Genomic DNA, 15,981 nt, shown 5'->3' on the forward strand with positions numbered 1-15,981 from the left:
TAGAGAGCTGTCATGAAAAATACAACCATCCAAAAATTCGCCGACAAAAGCGCCAAAATCGGCATTGTCGGCTTGGGCTATGTCGGCCTGCCCCTGATGCTGCGCTATGTCGATATCGGCTATCAGGTTTTGGGTTTTGACATCGATGAAGAAAAAGTGGCCAAGCTCAACCAAGGCCAAAGCTATATCGAACACATTCCCGCCGAAAAAATCGCCGAAGCCAGCAAAAACCTGTTTGAAGCCACCACCGATTTTTCACGAATCGGCGAAGTGGAAGCCGTGATTTTGTGCGTGCCCACGCCGCTCAACAAATACCGCGAGCCGGACATGAGCTTTGTGATCAACACCACCGATGCCGTAAAACCTTATCTGCGCGCAGGCCAGGTGTTGTCGCTGGAGAGCACCACTTACCCCGGCACCACCGAAGAAGAATTGCTGCCGCGTGTAGAAGAAAACGGCCTCAAAGTAGGCGAAAACGTATTTCTGGTTTACTCGCCCGAGCGTGAAGACCCGGGCAACCCCAATTTCGAAACCCGCACCATTCCGAAAGTGATCGGCGGCCACACCCCCGCCTGCTTGGAAGTGGGCATTGCGCTTTATCAGCCGGCCATCGATCAAGTGGTGCCGGTGAGCTCCACCAAAGCGGCCGAATTGACCAAGCTTTTGGAAAACATCCACCGCGCCGTCAACATCGGTTTGGTGAACGAAATGAAAATCGTCGCCGATAAAATGGACATCGACATCCATGAAGTGATCAGCGCCGCGGCCACCAAGCCTTTCGGCTTTGTAGCCTATTACCCCGGCCCGGGCTTGGGCGGCCACTGCATCCCGATCGACCCTTTCTACCTCACCTGGAAAGCGCGCGAATACGGCGTAAACACTCGCTTTATCGAATTGGCCGGCGAAGTGAATTCGCATATGCCCGATTATGTCATCAGCAAAGTCGGGCTGGCGCTGAATGATCACAACCGTGCCATTAAAGGCAGCAAAATTCTGGTGCTGGGCATCGCTTACAAGAAAAATGTAGACGACATGCGCGAAAGCCCTTCTGTGGAAGTGATGGATCGCCTGCATGCGCTGGGCGCCGATATCTCCTATGCAGATCCGCATGTGCCGGTGTTCCCCAAAATCGCAGGCCACCATTATTTCGATCTTGCTAGCGAGCCGCTGACTGCTGAAAATATTGAAAAATTTGATTGTTTGGTGCTAACCACCGATCATGACAAATTTGATTACGCCCTGCTGGAAAAACACGCCAAGCTGATTATCGACACCCGTGGCCGTTTCCCCGGCAAAAGCGCCAAAGTTATCAAAGCATAAACAAAAGCCCTTGCCATATGCCGGGCTGTGCACTGGCATATGGCATTTTTATGCTGTATCTGCACAGAGCTTGCAGATGATTTTCAGACGGCCTGCCATGTAAAACTCAAGGCCGTCTGAAAAACTCCATACCTCTCAAATCCATATCCACCCTCGGATTGCCGCATGAATACTCAAAAATTAATCGGCTATGCTTTGGGCCCGCTCGGCAGCGCAGCGGCCAGCGCCATCGCTTTGCCCTTAATTTCTTGGTATTTCAGCGCCGAGGATATCGGCCGTATCGTGTTGCTGCAAACCGTTGCCGGCATGGTTTTACTGGTGATGGGCTTGGGATTGGATCAGGCTTACATTCGCGAATATCATGCCGCAGAAAACAAACCGGCTTTATTTAAAAATATCTTCATCTTGCCCTTGGCCTTGATAATTGCTGCATGTGTTGCATTATTTTTCAAGCTCGAATTGCCTGCGCAATGGATATTGAATCTTTCTGCGCCCTCGCTCGGGCTGCTTTGCATTATTTTTATTTTTACTACTTTCATTACCCGCTACCTTTCCGCCATTTTACGGATGCAGGAGCGTGCCTATGCTTTCTCGCTCAGCCAGCTCATTCCTAAAATTTTAATTTTGCTGCTGATATTGCTTTACATTTTCTTTAACCTGCCAAAAACCACTTTCAACCTGATTTTGGCCTACGCTTTGGCGCAAGTGTTGACAGTAGCCGTTTTGGCTTTACAAACCCGCAGTGAAGTTTGCCAAGCCATGCGCTCATCCATGAGCCTGCCGCTGATGCGTGAAACACTCCGCTACGGCCTGCCGCTGGCATTGGGCGGCCTCGCTTATTGGGGATTATCTTCAATCGACCGTTTCTTACTGAAACAATTGGCCGACTTGAGTGAGCTGGGTGTTTATTCAATGGCGGTCAGCTTTGGCGCTATAGCACTGATTTTTCAAAGTATTTTCTCCACCATTTGGGCGCCGATGGTGTTTAAATGGGTTAAAGAGGGTGTCAATCTGGATAAAATCAGCGGCATTGTCGATGTGATGCTGGCTTTATGCGTGGCGATTTTGTGCCTTGTCGGCCTTTTTTCTCCCTTGGTTCCCTTGCTGCTGCCTGAAAAATATGCGCCGGTGCAGTTTATTTTATTATCGAGCATTTTGTTTCCTCTGCTCTACACGCTCACTGAAGTTACCGGCATCGGCATCAATGTGAGCAAACGCACTTGGTTGATTACCGTTTTTTCTCTGTTGGCGCTTTTGTGCAATTTGGGTTTGCTTTATTTCTTGATTCCCAAGCTGGGCGCGCGTGGTGCGGCGATGTCTACTGCTGTTTCATTTTGGCTGTTTTTTGTGATGAAAACCGAAGCATCTCTGCGATTGTGGCAACCGCTGCCGCGCCTGAAAGTATACGGCACCACTTTTGCATGCCTAGCCGTTTGCCTGGCCTACACTTACGCAGGCAATCGCGATAATTATTTTGCCTTTGCTGCTGTTTGGCTGATTACCCTTATTTGGCTTTGCTTACAGCACAAGCAAGTGCTGCACCGTGTGTTCACAACCCTCTCAGGCCGTCTGAAACAAAGATAAAACGCTTGATTAATCTTTATAAATGAGCCAACAACCATGCATGTATTGATTCTACCCTCTTGGTATCCCGAAACCCCTGACGATGTTGACGGCATTTTTTTCCGCCAGCAAGCACAAGCCTTGCAGCGCGCCGGCCTCACCGTAGGCGTGATCGCACCACAATTTCGCTCTATGCGCGGCCGGCCGGACACACTTTTTTCCTCCCAATACGGTTTTCGCCAATATGTAGAGCAGGATGTGCCGACGTTTGCCTACCAAACCATGTATTTCTTTCCCCGCATGCGCATCGACCGCGATCGCTGGGTGCGTGCCGGCAAAAAGCTGTTTGCCCGCTATGTCGCCCAACACGGCAAACCGGATATTCTGCACGCCCATTGCATGAATCATGCCGGCATTCTCGCTCATGCCATTCATCAGGAAACCGGCATTCCTTATGTGATTACCGAACACAGCTCCACTTATGCACGCAAACTCATCCACGATTGGCAATGGCCGGCCATGCAGCCTGCTGCAGAAAAAGCGGCGGCCCGCCTTGCGGTGAGCAAAGAATTTTGCTCCTTGCTGCAAAACGAATATAAAGGTTTGAGCTGGGCATACTTGCCCAATATTCTCTCAGCCAAATTCGAAGCACCCGTTGATTTGTCTGCCAAGCCCCAAAACGAACATTTTACTTTTTGCTCCGTTGCCCACCTGCAGCACAAAAAGGGGTTTGATATTTTATTACCGGCCTTTGCCGAAGCCTTGAAAACCCGCCCCGGCCTGAAGCTTAAAATCGGCGGCACCGGCCCCGAAGAAGCCGGTTTGCGCCAATTGGCTGCCAATTTAAATTTGGGCGATTCGGTGGCATTTTTAGGTGGGCTGAAAAATGAAGAAGTGTTGCGATTGATGTATGAGAGTGACGCTTTTGTGCTGGCCAGCCGTATTGAAACCTTCGGCGTGGTGTTTATTGAGGCATTGGCACAAGGCTTGCCGGTTTTGGCCACCCGTTGCGGCGGCCCTGAAAGCATTGTTACCGAAAGCAACGGTCTGTTGGTGCCGTCTGAAAACCAGCAAGCACTAACGGAAGGCTTGCTTAAGCTGCATGACAACCATCGCCAATACATACCAGAGCAGCTAAGGCAGGCATGCCTGGCTGAATTTGGCGAACATAGTGTGGTGGCACAGCTTATGGCAACCTACCGTGCCGCCACTTCTGATTAGATTGCGCTTGACAGGCCCAAACGTGAAAATTAAAAGCTCAACCCTTTATATCTCGCTGGTTTACGGCATGCTAATCGCATTCATGATCGGCCCCACGCTGTCTTATCGAGTGGGGATACCGCGTATCGACAACCCGATGGCATTGCTGTTTATTCTATCCACAATAGTCATTTTTTTATGCGAGAAAAAAGGTTTCCCTAAAAAAATAATCTACGCTTTGCTGCCGCTCTCTCTGATGAGCGGTTGGGGGCTTTTGCACCTTTTTATCTCACCCATCAGCGCCACTTTATTTGCCGATTTGATGTTGTTTGCTATTTTGCCATGCTTTTTTTATATGCTTTTTTTAATCATAAGCAGGCATCCGCACAAATTAAAATTTATCCAAACCTTTCTTTTTTGCTTCACCTGCTTCATTACGCTTCCCTCCATCATCGAATTAGCAACCGGATTTCAGTTTGTGTTTGCCGATGAGGCGCTTTCCTTGGATACCGGCACACTGAAAGGCCTTTTTTTCAATCCGAATAATTTGGCCACTGCGGCTTTATGCATCACCCCGGCCATCTTGTTTTTCTTTCAGCTTTGCGGCAACACCACCAAAAGCACACTCACCGGCTGGGCTTTATTTACCCTCTTAGGTGCCGTTATTTTTGCCAGCGCCTCGCGCACCGCCATTTTGCTTTACTTATTGTTGTTGATATTTTTTCTGGTATACCGGCAAAACGGGCTGGCAACGGTGGTTTCACTTGCCTCAGCTGCGCTTATTTTGGCGATGATTCCACCCTCCATCATCCAAAATTTTTTACTCTCCCTGAACACTAATGAATTTTTAGAGCGCTTTTCCTCGCGGCTTTATCTGTTTTTATACGATTTTGGCAGCGACAATTCCGTTTCTTACCGTCAGGAAATCTATCATTATTTTTGGAATAACCCGCCTTTTCTCTATACAGGTTACGGCCCGAGAAATTTTTATGAATATTTTGGCGGGCATCTGAGCAGCAGCTTGGGCTTCACAAACCCCCACGCTTTCATCATTGAACTTTATCTTGCTTTCGGCATCATTGCTTTACTGAGCTTCACTGCCTACATCGCAGTTTATTCACTCACCTGCATAAGCGCTCAAGGCTTGTCCTCCAAGGCTCGTTTTATTGCCCTGTTCAGCATGATTATTTTTTTGGTTGCCGGCTTCATACCATCAACCATCATGCGGATGCCGTTTATATGGCTGCCCGGCTTTTTAATTTTTATTTATGTAATATGCAACAACACTCAGCGTGACAAAACTTTGGAATAAATCTATGAAAATCATTCTTACCTCTTCAATGAGCGGCCTGGGCGGCACAGAAAATGCCACATTCCGTTTAGGCAGATTACTGCGCCAATACGGCCATGATGTGATATTGGCTTCTTCAGACGGCCCCCTGATTGCAGAAGCACAAGATTTGGGCATCCGATGGCAAGCCATAGATTTCTATCAAGGCGGCACGCTCGGCTATCTCAAAGGCATGGCCGCCTATACTAAATTATTACGCGCAGAAAAGCCCGATGTCATACACTGCCAAATGGCCCGTATTGTGCCGGCCTGTGCCATCAGCGCGAAAATCGCCTCTCCGAAAACCAAAGTGTTTTACCATGCTCGCGGTCTGGATCCGGAAACCTACCCGAAAATCGCCAAATTATTCGACAAACTCGGTGTATACATTATCGGCAACTGCAAGCACGAGCGTGAAAAATTGATTCGCCACGGCTTTCCCGCCAACCGCATCAGCTACACCTACAACGCCTTGCACAAACCCGATTATGTGCCCGAGAAAGCAGAAAAAGATTATCTGATGCTGGGCACGCTTTCACGTTTGGACAAAGTGCGCGCCGTGCACCTAATGCTACCCATATTCAAAACCCTGCTTGACCGCGGCCTGCCGCTGCGTCTTTCCGTGGCCGGCATCGGCGAAGAGATGGACAACCTTAAAGCTCAAGCCGCTGATTTGGGCATTGCCGACAAAGTGGTTTTTCTGGGGGGCGTACGCGATTTGACTACTTATTTCAAGGATGTGGATATTTTGGTGAACACGCCCAATTGTGCCGGCGATCATGGCGCAGGCGTGGGCAACAATATTCTCGAAGCCGGCCTTTACGACACGCCGGTGGTTACCTACGACATGGCGGGCATTTCCGAAATGGTGATAAACGGCCAAACCGGCTATTGCATTGCACTGGGGCATGCCGATGAATTTGCCGATGCCGTTGAAACCTTGGCAAACGATAAAGCTTTGCGCGAAAAACTGGGCAAAGCACTTCATCAGCACGTTGCCACGCTTTGTTCCGATGAAGAAATCTACCGCACCACCATGGCCGCCTATAATATGTAACGGATAAGCAGATGAACATCACCATTGTTGCCCCTTATTGCTCGCTGCCCAATGAGCCGCACTTCAACCGCTTTTGGTATTTGGCCGAGCTTTTGAGCCAATCGCATGATGTTTTGCTGATTACCAGCAACTTCAAGCATTACGATAAATCGTTCAGACGGCCTGAAGATGCCGAAGCTGCTTCCAAAGGCCGTCTGAAAGTCAAGCTGATGAACGAGAGCGGCTATTCGAAAAACGTGTCGCTCGCGCGCTTGAAAAGCCATGATGTGTTTGTGAAAGATTTCGAGCAATGGCTGCAAAGCTGCCGCCCGGGTGAGCAAGATGTGGTGTTTTCCGCTTATCCCCTGATTGCCACCAATCTTCTTTTGGGCAAACACAAAGCACGGCTGGGCTATAAGCTGATTATCGATGTGCAAGACGTGTGGCCGGAATCGTTTTCCGCCGTGCTGCCCGTGCTGAAAAAAATTCCGCATAACCTGCTGCCCTTTGCCGGCCGCGCCAATGCCGCCTATCGCGCCGCCGATGCGCTGGTGGCCGTGTCGCAAACCTATCTTGACCGCGCACACGAAGCCAACCCCAATGCGCCCGGCGAAGTGGTGTATATCGGCGCCGATTTCGACACGCTCGAGCGCGTGAGCGCCAAAACTTTTTCAGATGGCCTTACCCACTTCTTTTATCTGGGCACGCTAAGCTTCAGCTACGATGTAGAAACCGTATGCAAAGGCGTGCAAAAGCTTTTGGATGCCGGCGAAAAAGTGGCCTTGCACATCATGGGCGGCGGCCCCGACTTGGAAAAGCTCAAAGCCTATGCGAATGAATCGATTATTTTTTACGGCTATGTACCGTATGCCGAAATGATTGCCACCGCCAAAGGCTGCGATATTGCGGTCAACCCGATTCATTCCTATGCCATGCAGTCGATTACCAACAAATTATCCGATTATATGGCCTTGCAAAAACCGATTCTCAACAGCCAGGTGAATGATGAAGTGGCCGAAGTGCTCACCTTGCTGCCGCACGCCGATTACCCCTCCGGCGATGTAGACGGCTTCGTGGCCGCCGCCCGCCGTATTTTGCAGCAGCGAAACGGGCCGGTGCAATCGGAAGAAATCGTGCGCCGCTTCAAACGCGATGTGGCCTATCAAAAAATCATCACCCTGATTGAGAAACTTGCCCATGAATAATATGTTGAAACGTTTATTGGATATTCTGGCCTCTGCCGCCGGATTATTGCTGCTCTCACCGGTGTTTTTGCTGCTGATTTATCTGATCCGCAAAAACCTCGGCGCGCCGGTGTTTTTCACCCAAATCCGGCCGGGGCAAAACGGCAAGCCTTTCAAAATGGTGAAATTCCGCTCCATGCGCGATGCGGTGGATGCAAATGGGCAGGCTCTGCCCGACAACGAGCGGCTCACGCCGTTTGGCCGCAAGCTGCGCGCCAGCAGCCTGGATGAGCTGCCCGAATTGTGGAATGTATTAAAAGGCGACATGAGCCTTGTCGGCCCCCGTCCTTTGCTGATGCAATATCTGCCGCTCTACAACGATTTCCAGCGCCGCCGCAACGAAGTGAAGCCCGGCATCACCGGCTGGGCGCAGGTAAACGGTCGCAATGCGCTTTCATGGGATGAAAAATTCAAGCTCGATGTGTGGTATGTTGATCACCACAATCTTTGGCTTGACATTAAAATTTTGCTGCTAACCGTAAAAAAAGTCTTTATCAAAGAAGGTATTTCCGCGCAAAACGATGCCACCATGCCTTTTTTCACAGGAAACGATGATGAAAAATAATATGATTTCTGCCATGCATACAACTCATCAGCACCCCTGCATCAAGAAATCGTCTTTTGCCCGCCAATGGAAAAACAATTTGCTTATCCCCCGCAATAACGCGAAAGCATGGAGGCAGCAATGAACACGCCGATTCGCGCCGATGAAAGCGTGATTGTGTTTGATTTGGACGACACGCTTTATGCCGAATTCGACTATAAAGTATCCGGTATCAAAGCCGTGTGCCGCCAAGTGGCCGAGCTTTATCCGCAATGCGACAAGCAGGCATTGCTCTCTTCCCTCAATATGCAGGGCAACAGCTGGCTGGATGATTTGTGCGATTATTGCCATTTTAACGATTCGGAAAAAGCCGCACTATTGTGGCAATACCGTTTGCACACGCCCGATATCCGGCCTTATATGCCGTCTGAAAAGCTGAAGAAGCTTATCCGCCAATTTGCCGGCAGCGCCCTGATCACCGATGGGCGCAGCCTCACCCAACGCTTGAAACTTTCCGCCTTGGGGCTGGCCGACTGCTTTGAGCATGTGTTGGTTTCCGAAGCCTTCGCCTCGGAAAAACCGCAGCCCGAGCGCTTTGTGTTTGTAGAAGAAAAATATCCGGCCAAAACCTGGATTTATATCGGCGACAACATCAAAAAAGATTTTGTCACCCCCAACCGCAGAGGCTGGCGCACCATAGGCCTGCGTGCTGCACCGCACAATATCCACCGGCACGAGGCCGCCGATTTCCCCGACGACCATCAGCCGCATCACTGGATCAACCATTTAGAAGAAATCAAGGATTTGCTATGTTAAACACTTCATTGTCTCCGTGGCCGAGCTTCACCCAAGAAGAAGCCGATGCCGTATCGCGCGTATTGCTTTCCAACAAAGTCAACTACTGGACCGGCCAAGAATGCCGCGAATTTGAAAAAGAATTTGCCGCGTTTGCCGGCACCGAATACGCCGTGGCGCTGGCCAACGGCACGCTGGCGCTGGATGTGGCGCTCAAAGCCATGGATATCGGCGCGGGCGATGATGTGATCGTCACCTCACGCACCTTTTTGGCCTCTGCCTCCGCCATTGTCACCGCCGGCGCCAATCCGGTGTTTGCCGATGTGGATCTCAACAGCCAAAACATCAGCGCCGACACCATTCAAGCGGCCTTAACCCCCACCACCAAAGCCATTATCGTGGTGCATCTGGCCGGCATGCCCGCTGAGATGGATGCCATTATGGCGTTGGCCGAAAAACATAAGCTGTGGGTGATTGAAGATTGCGCCCAAGCGCACGGTGCCCGCTATAAAGGCCGCCCCGTCGGCTCCATCGGCCATGTGGGCGCTTGGTCGTTTTGCCAAGACAAAATCATGACTACCGGCGGCGAAGGCGGCATGGTCACCACCAACGATAAAGCATTGTGGTTGAAAATGTGGGCTTATAAAGACCACGGCAAAAGCTACGATGCCGTTTACCACCGCGAACACGCACCGGGTTTTCGCTGGTTGCACGAGAGCTTCGGCACCAACTGGCGCATGATGGAAATGCAGGCCGTCATCGGCCGCATCCAGCTCAAACGCATGCCGGACTGGACGGCCAAGCGCCAAGCCAACGCCGCCAAGCTCGCCCAAAGCCTGGGCAAATTCGCCTGCATCCGCCTGGTGGACGTGCCCGATTATATCGAACACGCGCAATACAAATTCTATGCTTTTGTAAACCCAGGCCGTCTGAAAGCCGGTTGGACGCGCGACCGCATCGTGGATGAATTAAACGCGCTCAAAGTGCCCTGCTATCAAGGCAGCTGCTCGGAGGTGTATCTCGAAAAAGCCTTCGACAACACGCCGTGGCGGCCGCAACAGCGCCTGAAAAATGCCGTGGAATTGGGCGACACCAGCCTGATGTTTTTGGTGCACCCCACCCTCACCGAAGCGGAAATCGCTTTTTGCTGCCAACACATCGAAACCGTTTTAACCCAAGCCTGCGCCTGAGCACAGGCTGATCGGAATACCCGACATGAATTTGGATTCTTTACTCGCCCTGCCACGCAACATCAAAAAAATCATCTTCGTAATACACGATGTGGCGGTGATTTTCGTGGCTTTTTGGTTTGCCCAAAATCTGAAAGCCAGCTATTCGCAAGAATGGGCCGAGCCGGCCAACTGGCTGGCTTTTGCCGCCACGGCCGTATTGACCATTCTGGTGTTTACCCGTTTGGGGCTTTACCGCGCCGTCACCCGCTATGTGAGCACCAAAGTGCTCACCACGGCGGTGCTGGGCAGCGCCATTTCCGGCGTGCTGTTTTTCCTCAGCGTGCTGCTGTTTGAGCAGCGCCTGCGCCTGGCCTTGCCGGTGGCTTATTTTCTGATGCTGGTGGTGTTGATTGCCGGCTCGCGCATCATGCTGCGCACCATGCTCACCAACCGCCACCGCAAGCAGATGATTCCGGTGATTATCTACGGCGCCGGCCAATCCGGCCGCCAACTGCTGGAAGCCATCAAGCAGGTGAGCGAATACAACGCCGTGGCCTTTGTAGACGACAACACCGCCATCCAGCGCATGGTGATTTACGATTTACCGGTGCACAAGCCTGCCGAAATCGGCAACCTCATCAACCGCTACGGCGTGGAAAAAATCCTGCTCGCCATTCCGAGCGCCAGCACCGAAGTGCGCAAAAACATCATCCACCAACTCGAAGCTTATCCTTGCGAAGTGCTCACCATTCCGGGCATGAAAGATTTGGTCGACGGCAAAATCAGCGCCAGCTCGCTGAAAAAAGTTTCGGTGGTTGATTTGCTCGGCCGCGATCCCGTTGCCCCGCGCCCCGAGCTGATGGCGGCAGACATCAGCGGCAAAGTGGTGATGGTTACCGGCGCGGGCGGCTCCATCGGCTCTGAATTGTGCCGCCAAATTATCCGCAGCCGGCCGGCCAAACTTATTCTATTTGAATTATCAGAGTTTTCACTCTACAGTATCGACAAAGAGCTGCGCGATTTTCAGACGGCCTCAGGCACGGCTATCGAAGTATTGCCCATCCTCGGCTCGGTGCAGCACCGCAAGCGCCTGTTTACCATTATGCAGGCTTTCGGCGTACAAACCGTTTACCATGCCGCCGCCTACAAACATGTGCCGATGGTGGAATTCAACACCATCGAAGGCGTGCGCAACAATATTTACGGCACGATGTTTTGCGCCCAAGCCGCCATCGATGCCCGTGTGGAAACGTTTGTGCTGATTTCCACCGATAAAGCCGTGCGCCCCACCAACACCATGGGCGCCAGCAAGCGCATGGCCGAATTGGTGCTGCAGGCGCTCGCCGCCGAGCCCGGGCAGAGCACCCGCTTTTGCATGGTGCGTTTCGGCAATGTGCTGGGCTCATCCGGCTCCGTGGTGCCAGTGTTTGAGCAGCAAATCGCCGCCGGCGGCCCGGTAACGCTCACCCACGCCGACATCACCCGCTACTTCATGACCATCCCCGAAGCGGCGCAGCTCGTGATTCAGGCCGGCGCCATGGGCAAAGGCGGCGATGTGTTTGTGCTCGATATGGGCGATTCGGTGAAAATCATCGATTTGGCCAAACAAATGATCCGCTTGAGCGGCCTCGAAGTGAAAGATAGCGGCCACCCCGAGGGCGATATCGAAATCCAAGTTACCGGCTTGCGCCCCGGCGAAAAATTATATGAGGAACTCTTGATCGGCGATGAGGTTCAAAAGACCACTCATCCGCGCATCATGACCGCCAGTGAAGTGATGCTTCCGTGGAATGTGCTTTCTGACATAATCACCCGCATGGATGAAGCCTGCCGTCAATCCGACCAACTGACCCTGCGCCGGCTGCTGCTGGAAGCGCCCACCGGATTCGCACCTAAAGACGACATTTGCGATTTAGTCTGGCAACAAAACCACCAGGCCGTCTGAAAGGTTTCAGACGGCCGCAGCAAGAGAGATTTCCTGTGAAACTGAAAAAACTGACTGCCATCAGCTTATCGCTGCTTGCCTTTACCGCCGGCTGCACAGTGATTCCCGGCTCGGGCTTGTCCACCAGCAACAAAACCATCGTTTACAACGAAAACGACACCGCTGAAAATACCACGCTCGACAGCCGGGTAAATGTTTATCCCATCACTCTGAGCCTGGTGCAGAGCATGCGCCAGCCGCAACGTTTTGCCCAGCCCAATGCCGGCCTGAGCGCACAAAAATCTGAATACCGCTATCGCGTCGGCAGCGGCGATGTGCTCAACGTAACGGTGTGGCACCATCCTGATTTGAATTCCCCTGTGCCCTCTTCCCCCTTGAGCCCGCAAAGCAAACAGGTCAGCAGCGGCACGTGGGTGGATGAAGCAGGCTATCTTGCCTATCCTTTGGCAGGCAAACTTTATGTGCGCGGCAAAACCCTGCCCGAAGTGCAAAACATGCTCACAGGCCGTCTGAAACGCTATATCAAAAACCCACAAGTATCGGTAAACGTTGCCGAATTCCGCTCGCAGCGCGTTTCCATTTCCGGCGCCGTCGGCCAAGCCGGCCAGCTGCCGCTCACCAACGTGCCCATTACCCTGCTCGATGCCCTTGATTTGGCCGGCGGCCTGGCTGAAAACGCCGACACCAACAACATCAAATGGACCCACAACGGCGTGGATCGCACCATTTCCGTACAAGATATTCTCGAATTCGGCGATTTATCGCAAAACCACCTGCTCAGCCACGGCGACATTGTATATGTGCCGACCAATGCCAACAGCAAAGTATATGTGATGGGCGAAGCGGGTAAGCAAGCCGCCTTGCGCATCGGCAACCACGGCCTCAACCTCACCGAAGCCATCGGTGAAGCAGGCGGTATGAATCAGTCCTTGGCCGATGCCACCGGCGTGTTTGTGATCCGCAATGCGCCGCAAGATATTGAAAAACCGATTCATATTTATCAGCTTGACCTGAAAGACGCCACCGCTTACGCATTGGGCAACGAATTCAAGTTGCGCGCCAACGATGTGGTGTATATCACCGCCGCACCGGTTACCCGCTGGAACCGCGTGGTGTCGCAGCTGATCAATTCGTTTACCGGCGCCAACTCGTTGGGCAACACCTTTAACTAAGCGCCCGGACAGGCCATGTATCAAAAGATTTTAATTGTCTGCGTGGGCAATATCTGCCGCTCCCCCACCGGCGAGCGCTTGCTGCAAAAAAAGCTGCCCGGGCACCAAATCGCTTCAGCTGGCATCCGGGCGCTGACAGGCAACGATGCCGATTTCCAAGCCATCAAAACCGCCTTGCGGCACGGCGTGGTGGTTGCCGGACACACTGCCCGCCAACTCACCGTAGACATGTGCCGGCAAGCCGATTTGATTTTGGTGATGGAACCGGGCCATATTGAAGCGGTGGCCGACATTTTACCGGCCGCGCGTAGCAAAACCATGTTGTTTGGCCAGTGGCTGCACAAAAAAAGCATCCCCGACCCCTACCGCCAAAGCGATGATATGTTTGAAGCCGTGTTTGAGCAACTTGAAGAGGCCGCCACACTTTGGGCTGAAAAACTTCTCCAAACCACCGATAGCTGAACCACAGGAACCCTTTCCGTATGTCAACAAAAAATGCTTCCCGAAATCAAAATTCAGTCCAGGGTGAAATCGATTTAAGCCAGCAATTGCGCCGCTTGATCAACCACAAATATCCCATCGCCGCAGCCGTGCTGGCCGGTGCCTTTTTGGGTGCCCTCTACAGCGTTGCCAGCACGCCGGTTTACCGTGCTGATGCCATGTTGGAAATCGAAACCAAGCAAAACCAGATTCTCACCGAAATCAACAGCATGTTCAGCAACGAGCCCTCGCCTTCCGAAGTGGAGATAGAGCTGGTGCAATCCCGGTTGGTGGTGGGCAAAACCGTTGACGATCTGCATTTGGATCAAGTGGTCAAACCCAAATACTTTCCCTTGCTCGGCCGCATGCTGCACAATTTAAGCAGCGATATTGATCCACAACTTACGCTGCACACCTTTACGGTGGAAACTGAATGGCTTAATCAACCCATCATTCTGAAAGCCACCGACAACAAACACTACACGCTTAAGCTGCCGGACGGCACCACCGCTGAAGGCACGGTTGGCCAAGCCTTGAGAATCAACCCGCAAACCACCATCCAAGTCAACCAGATTTTGGCTGAGAGCGGCCAGGAATTCGCGCTCATCAAAAACACCAAGCTTAGCGCCATCCAAAATATCTACAACAACCTTTCCGTCATCAGCAAAGGCAAAACCAGCCCCATCATCAATTTGGGCTACACCGGCACCGAACCTGAAGAAATTCAGCGCACACTCAACAGTATCATCGACAACTACATCAGCCAAAACAAAGACCGCGATATTCAGGTGGCCGCCGCAGGCTTGGCCTTTATCAGCGAAGAATTACCGCGCCTGAAGCGCAATCTGGAAGATGCAGAAAACCGCCTCAACGAATACCGCACCCGCAGCGGCTCGCTGGATATTCCGGTGGAAGCCAAAGGCGCATTGGAAAGCCTGGTGGCCATCGAAACCCAAATCACCGGCTTGAAAACCGAAGAAGCCGGCCTGGCCGAGCTTTATACGCCCGCACATCCCACCTATAAAGCCGTGCTCGACAAGCTCTCCGTATTGAATCAGGCCAAAAATAAAATCAACCGCCAAATTTCGGAATTGCCCAATATCCAGCAAGAAGTGATCCGCCTCACCCGCGATGTCGACACCAATCAGGCTACCTATGTGCAGCTGCTCAATAAGCAGCAAGAGCTCAATATTATGCAGGCCAGCGCACAAGGCAACGTGCGCGTGGTCGATCATGCCATGACCGCCGAGCGCCCCATCAAGCCGCGCAAGGCCATGATCACCCTGCTCTCGGCGCTCACCGCCGGCATGCTGGCTTCAGCTTGGTATTTATTCCGTGGTGCCGTGCGCCGCACCCTCACCTCGCCCGATGAAATCGAAGCCCTGAATTTGGAAGTGTTGGCCATCATTCCCAAATCCGATGCCCAAGCGGAACAAAGCGGCAGCTTGGCCAAGCTGAAAAAGCCCGCACAAGCTGCCGCCAAATATCTGCTGGCTCAAGCCGAGCCGACCGATGTTACCGTGGAAGCCATACGCTCGTTGCGCACCAGCATTTATTTTTCAATTATGGATGCCAAAAACAACATCCTGATGATTTCCGGTGCCACACCTGAAGCCGGGAAATCCTTTATTGCCGCCAACTTGGCCATCGTAATGGCGCAATCGGAAAAGAAAGTGCTGCTGATTGATGCCGATATGCGCAAAGGTTATCTCGACCAATTATTCGAAGCCCCTGCCGAACAAGGCTTGGCTGAAATTCTTTCCGGCCAAATCACCCCATCCCAGGCCATGCAGCCCACGCAAACGCCGAACTTAGACATCATCACCCACGGCACTTTGCCCGACAACCCTTCCGAGCTCTTGATGAGCAACCGTCTGCGCGCCTTGCTCGAATGGGCCAAACCGCGCTACGACCACATCATTATTGACACCCCGCCGGTATTGTCGGTAACCGATGCCACCATCATTGGTCAAATGGCCGGCATCACCTTGTTGGTGGCGCGTTATGAATCCACCACCGCACTCGAGCTCGACAGAAGCGCCGCCAAACTCGTACAAAACAACGTGCCGGTAAAAGGCGTGATTTTCAACGGCTTGGACAGAAATGCGCAAGATGTTTACAGCTATTACGCTTATGCAAAATATGTTCAAAAAACATAACCTTCCGGCTCAAGCAGCGGC

General features: G+C 52.2%; 13 protein-coding genes. All 13 read left to right on the forward strand.

Annotated elements, in window-relative coordinates:
* The first annotated feature begins 12 nt into the window (after positions 1-12).
* The 13 genes from EV680_RS07805 to EV680_RS07865 all read left to right on the forward strand — a co-directional run bounded on the left by EV680_RS07805 (position 13) and on the right by EV680_RS07865 (position 15,960).
* Entirely contained in the window at positions 13-1,320 is a 1,308-nt protein-coding gene (locus tag EV680_RS07805; RefSeq protein WP_132954185.1) for a nucleotide sugar dehydrogenase, read from the forward strand.
* 165 nt (positions 1,321-1,485) lie between these two features.
* The gene (locus tag EV680_RS07810; RefSeq protein WP_132954186.1) at positions 1,486-2,904 is read left to right on the forward strand and encodes a lipopolysaccharide biosynthesis protein; all 1,419 of its coding nucleotides are present in this window, start codon (positions 1,486-1,488) and stop codon (positions 2,902-2,904) included.
* Between the two features lie 36 nt (positions 2,905-2,940).
* Complete coding sequence (locus tag EV680_RS07815) at positions 2,941-4,104, forward strand: glycosyltransferase (RefSeq protein WP_132954187.1); 1,164 nt, start codon at positions 2,941-2,943, stop codon at positions 4,102-4,104.
* A gap of 22 nt (positions 4,105-4,126) precedes the next feature.
* Positions 4,127-5,395, forward strand: a complete 1,269-nt coding sequence (locus EV680_RS07820) for an O-antigen ligase family protein (RefSeq protein ID WP_132954188.1) — start codon at positions 4,127-4,129, stop codon at positions 5,393-5,395.
* A gap of 4 nt (positions 5,396-5,399) precedes the next feature.
* Positions 5,400-6,470, forward strand: coding sequence for a glycosyltransferase family 4 protein (locus tag EV680_RS07825; protein WP_132954189.1), 1,071 nt, complete (start codon positions 5,400-5,402; stop codon positions 6,468-6,470).
* An 11-nt stretch (positions 6,471-6,481) separates the two neighbouring features.
* The gene (locus EV680_RS07830; RefSeq protein WP_132954190.1) at positions 6,482-7,654 is read left to right on the forward strand and encodes a glycosyltransferase; all 1,173 of its coding nucleotides are present in this window, start codon (positions 6,482-6,484) and stop codon (positions 7,652-7,654) included.
* The gene (locus EV680_RS07835) at positions 7,647-8,258 is read left to right on the forward strand and encodes a sugar transferase (RefSeq protein ID WP_132954191.1); all 612 of its coding nucleotides are present in this window, start codon (positions 7,647-7,649) and stop codon (positions 8,256-8,258) included. Before EV680_RS07830 ends, EV680_RS07835 begins: the two co-directional genes overlap by 8 nt.
* A gap of 120 nt (positions 8,259-8,378) precedes the next feature.
* Positions 8,379-9,053 (forward strand): HAD family hydrolase, encoded by a 675-nt coding sequence (locus EV680_RS07840; protein WP_132954192.1) that lies wholly within the window; start codon positions 8,379-8,381, stop codon positions 9,051-9,053.
* Positions 9,047-10,222, forward strand: coding sequence for a DegT/DnrJ/EryC1/StrS family aminotransferase (locus EV680_RS07845; protein WP_132954193.1), 1,176 nt, complete (start codon positions 9,047-9,049; stop codon positions 10,220-10,222). Before EV680_RS07840 ends, EV680_RS07845 begins: the two co-directional genes overlap by 7 nt.
* 25 nt (positions 10,223-10,247) lie before the next feature.
* A complete protein-coding gene (locus tag EV680_RS07850; protein WP_132954194.1) occupies positions 10,248-12,149 on the forward strand; it encodes a polysaccharide biosynthesis protein in 1,902 nt (633 codons plus the stop codon).
* Between the two features lie 41 nt (positions 12,150-12,190).
* The gene (locus EV680_RS07855; RefSeq protein ID WP_132954212.1) at positions 12,191-13,321 is read left to right on the forward strand and encodes a polysaccharide export protein; all 1,131 of its coding nucleotides are present in this window, start codon (positions 12,191-12,193) and stop codon (positions 13,319-13,321) included.
* Between the two features lie 15 nt (positions 13,322-13,336).
* Complete coding sequence (locus EV680_RS07860) at positions 13,337-13,783, forward strand: arsenate reductase/protein-tyrosine-phosphatase family protein (protein WP_132954195.1); 447 nt, start codon at positions 13,337-13,339, stop codon at positions 13,781-13,783.
* Between the two features lie 20 nt (positions 13,784-13,803).
* The gene (locus EV680_RS07865) at positions 13,804-15,960 is read left to right on the forward strand and encodes a polysaccharide biosynthesis tyrosine autokinase (RefSeq protein ID WP_132954196.1); all 2,157 of its coding nucleotides are present in this window, start codon (positions 13,804-13,806) and stop codon (positions 15,958-15,960) included.
* The last annotated feature ends 21 nt before the right edge of the window (positions 15,961-15,981 follow it).

Source organism: Uruburuella suis (genome assembly GCF_004341385.1).
GTDB classification, from domain to species: Bacteria; Pseudomonadota; Gammaproteobacteria; order Burkholderiales; family Neisseriaceae; genus Neisseria; species Neisseria suis.

What these genes read in the sequence shown, in the direction of transcription:
- EV680_RS07835 (WP_132954191.1), top strand. Translation starts at nt 7,647, where the DNA reads ATGAATAATATGTTGAAACGTTTATTGGATATTCTGGCCTCTGCCGCC.
- EV680_RS07805 (WP_132954185.1), top strand. Translation starts at nt 13, where the DNA reads ATGAAAAATACAACCATCCAAAAATTCGCCGACAAAAGCGCCAAAATC.
- EV680_RS07810 (WP_132954186.1), top strand. Translation starts at nt 1,486, where the DNA reads ATGAATACTCAAAAATTAATCGGCTATGCTTTGGGCCCGCTCGGCAGC.
- EV680_RS07815 (WP_132954187.1), top strand. Translation starts at nt 2,941, where the DNA reads ATGCATGTATTGATTCTACCCTCTTGGTATCCCGAAACCCCTGACGAT.
- EV680_RS07830 (WP_132954190.1), top strand. Translation starts at nt 6,482, where the DNA reads ATGAACATCACCATTGTTGCCCCTTATTGCTCGCTGCCCAATGAGCCG.
- EV680_RS07840 (WP_132954192.1), top strand. Translation starts at nt 8,379, where the DNA reads ATGAACACGCCGATTCGCGCCGATGAAAGCGTGATTGTGTTTGATTTG.
- EV680_RS07865 (WP_132954196.1), top strand. Translation starts at nt 13,804, where the DNA reads ATGTCAACAAAAAATGCTTCCCGAAATCAAAATTCAGTCCAGGGTGAA.
- EV680_RS07850 (WP_132954194.1), top strand. Translation starts at nt 10,248, where the DNA reads ATGAATTTGGATTCTTTACTCGCCCTGCCACGCAACATCAAAAAAATC.
- EV680_RS07825 (WP_132954189.1), top strand. Translation starts at nt 5,400, where the DNA reads ATGAAAATCATTCTTACCTCTTCAATGAGCGGCCTGGGCGGCACAGAA.
- EV680_RS07845 (WP_132954193.1), top strand. Translation starts at nt 9,047, where the DNA reads ATGTTAAACACTTCATTGTCTCCGTGGCCGAGCTTCACCCAAGAAGAA.
- EV680_RS07860 (WP_132954195.1), top strand. Translation starts at nt 13,337, where the DNA reads ATGTATCAAAAGATTTTAATTGTCTGCGTGGGCAATATCTGCCGCTCC.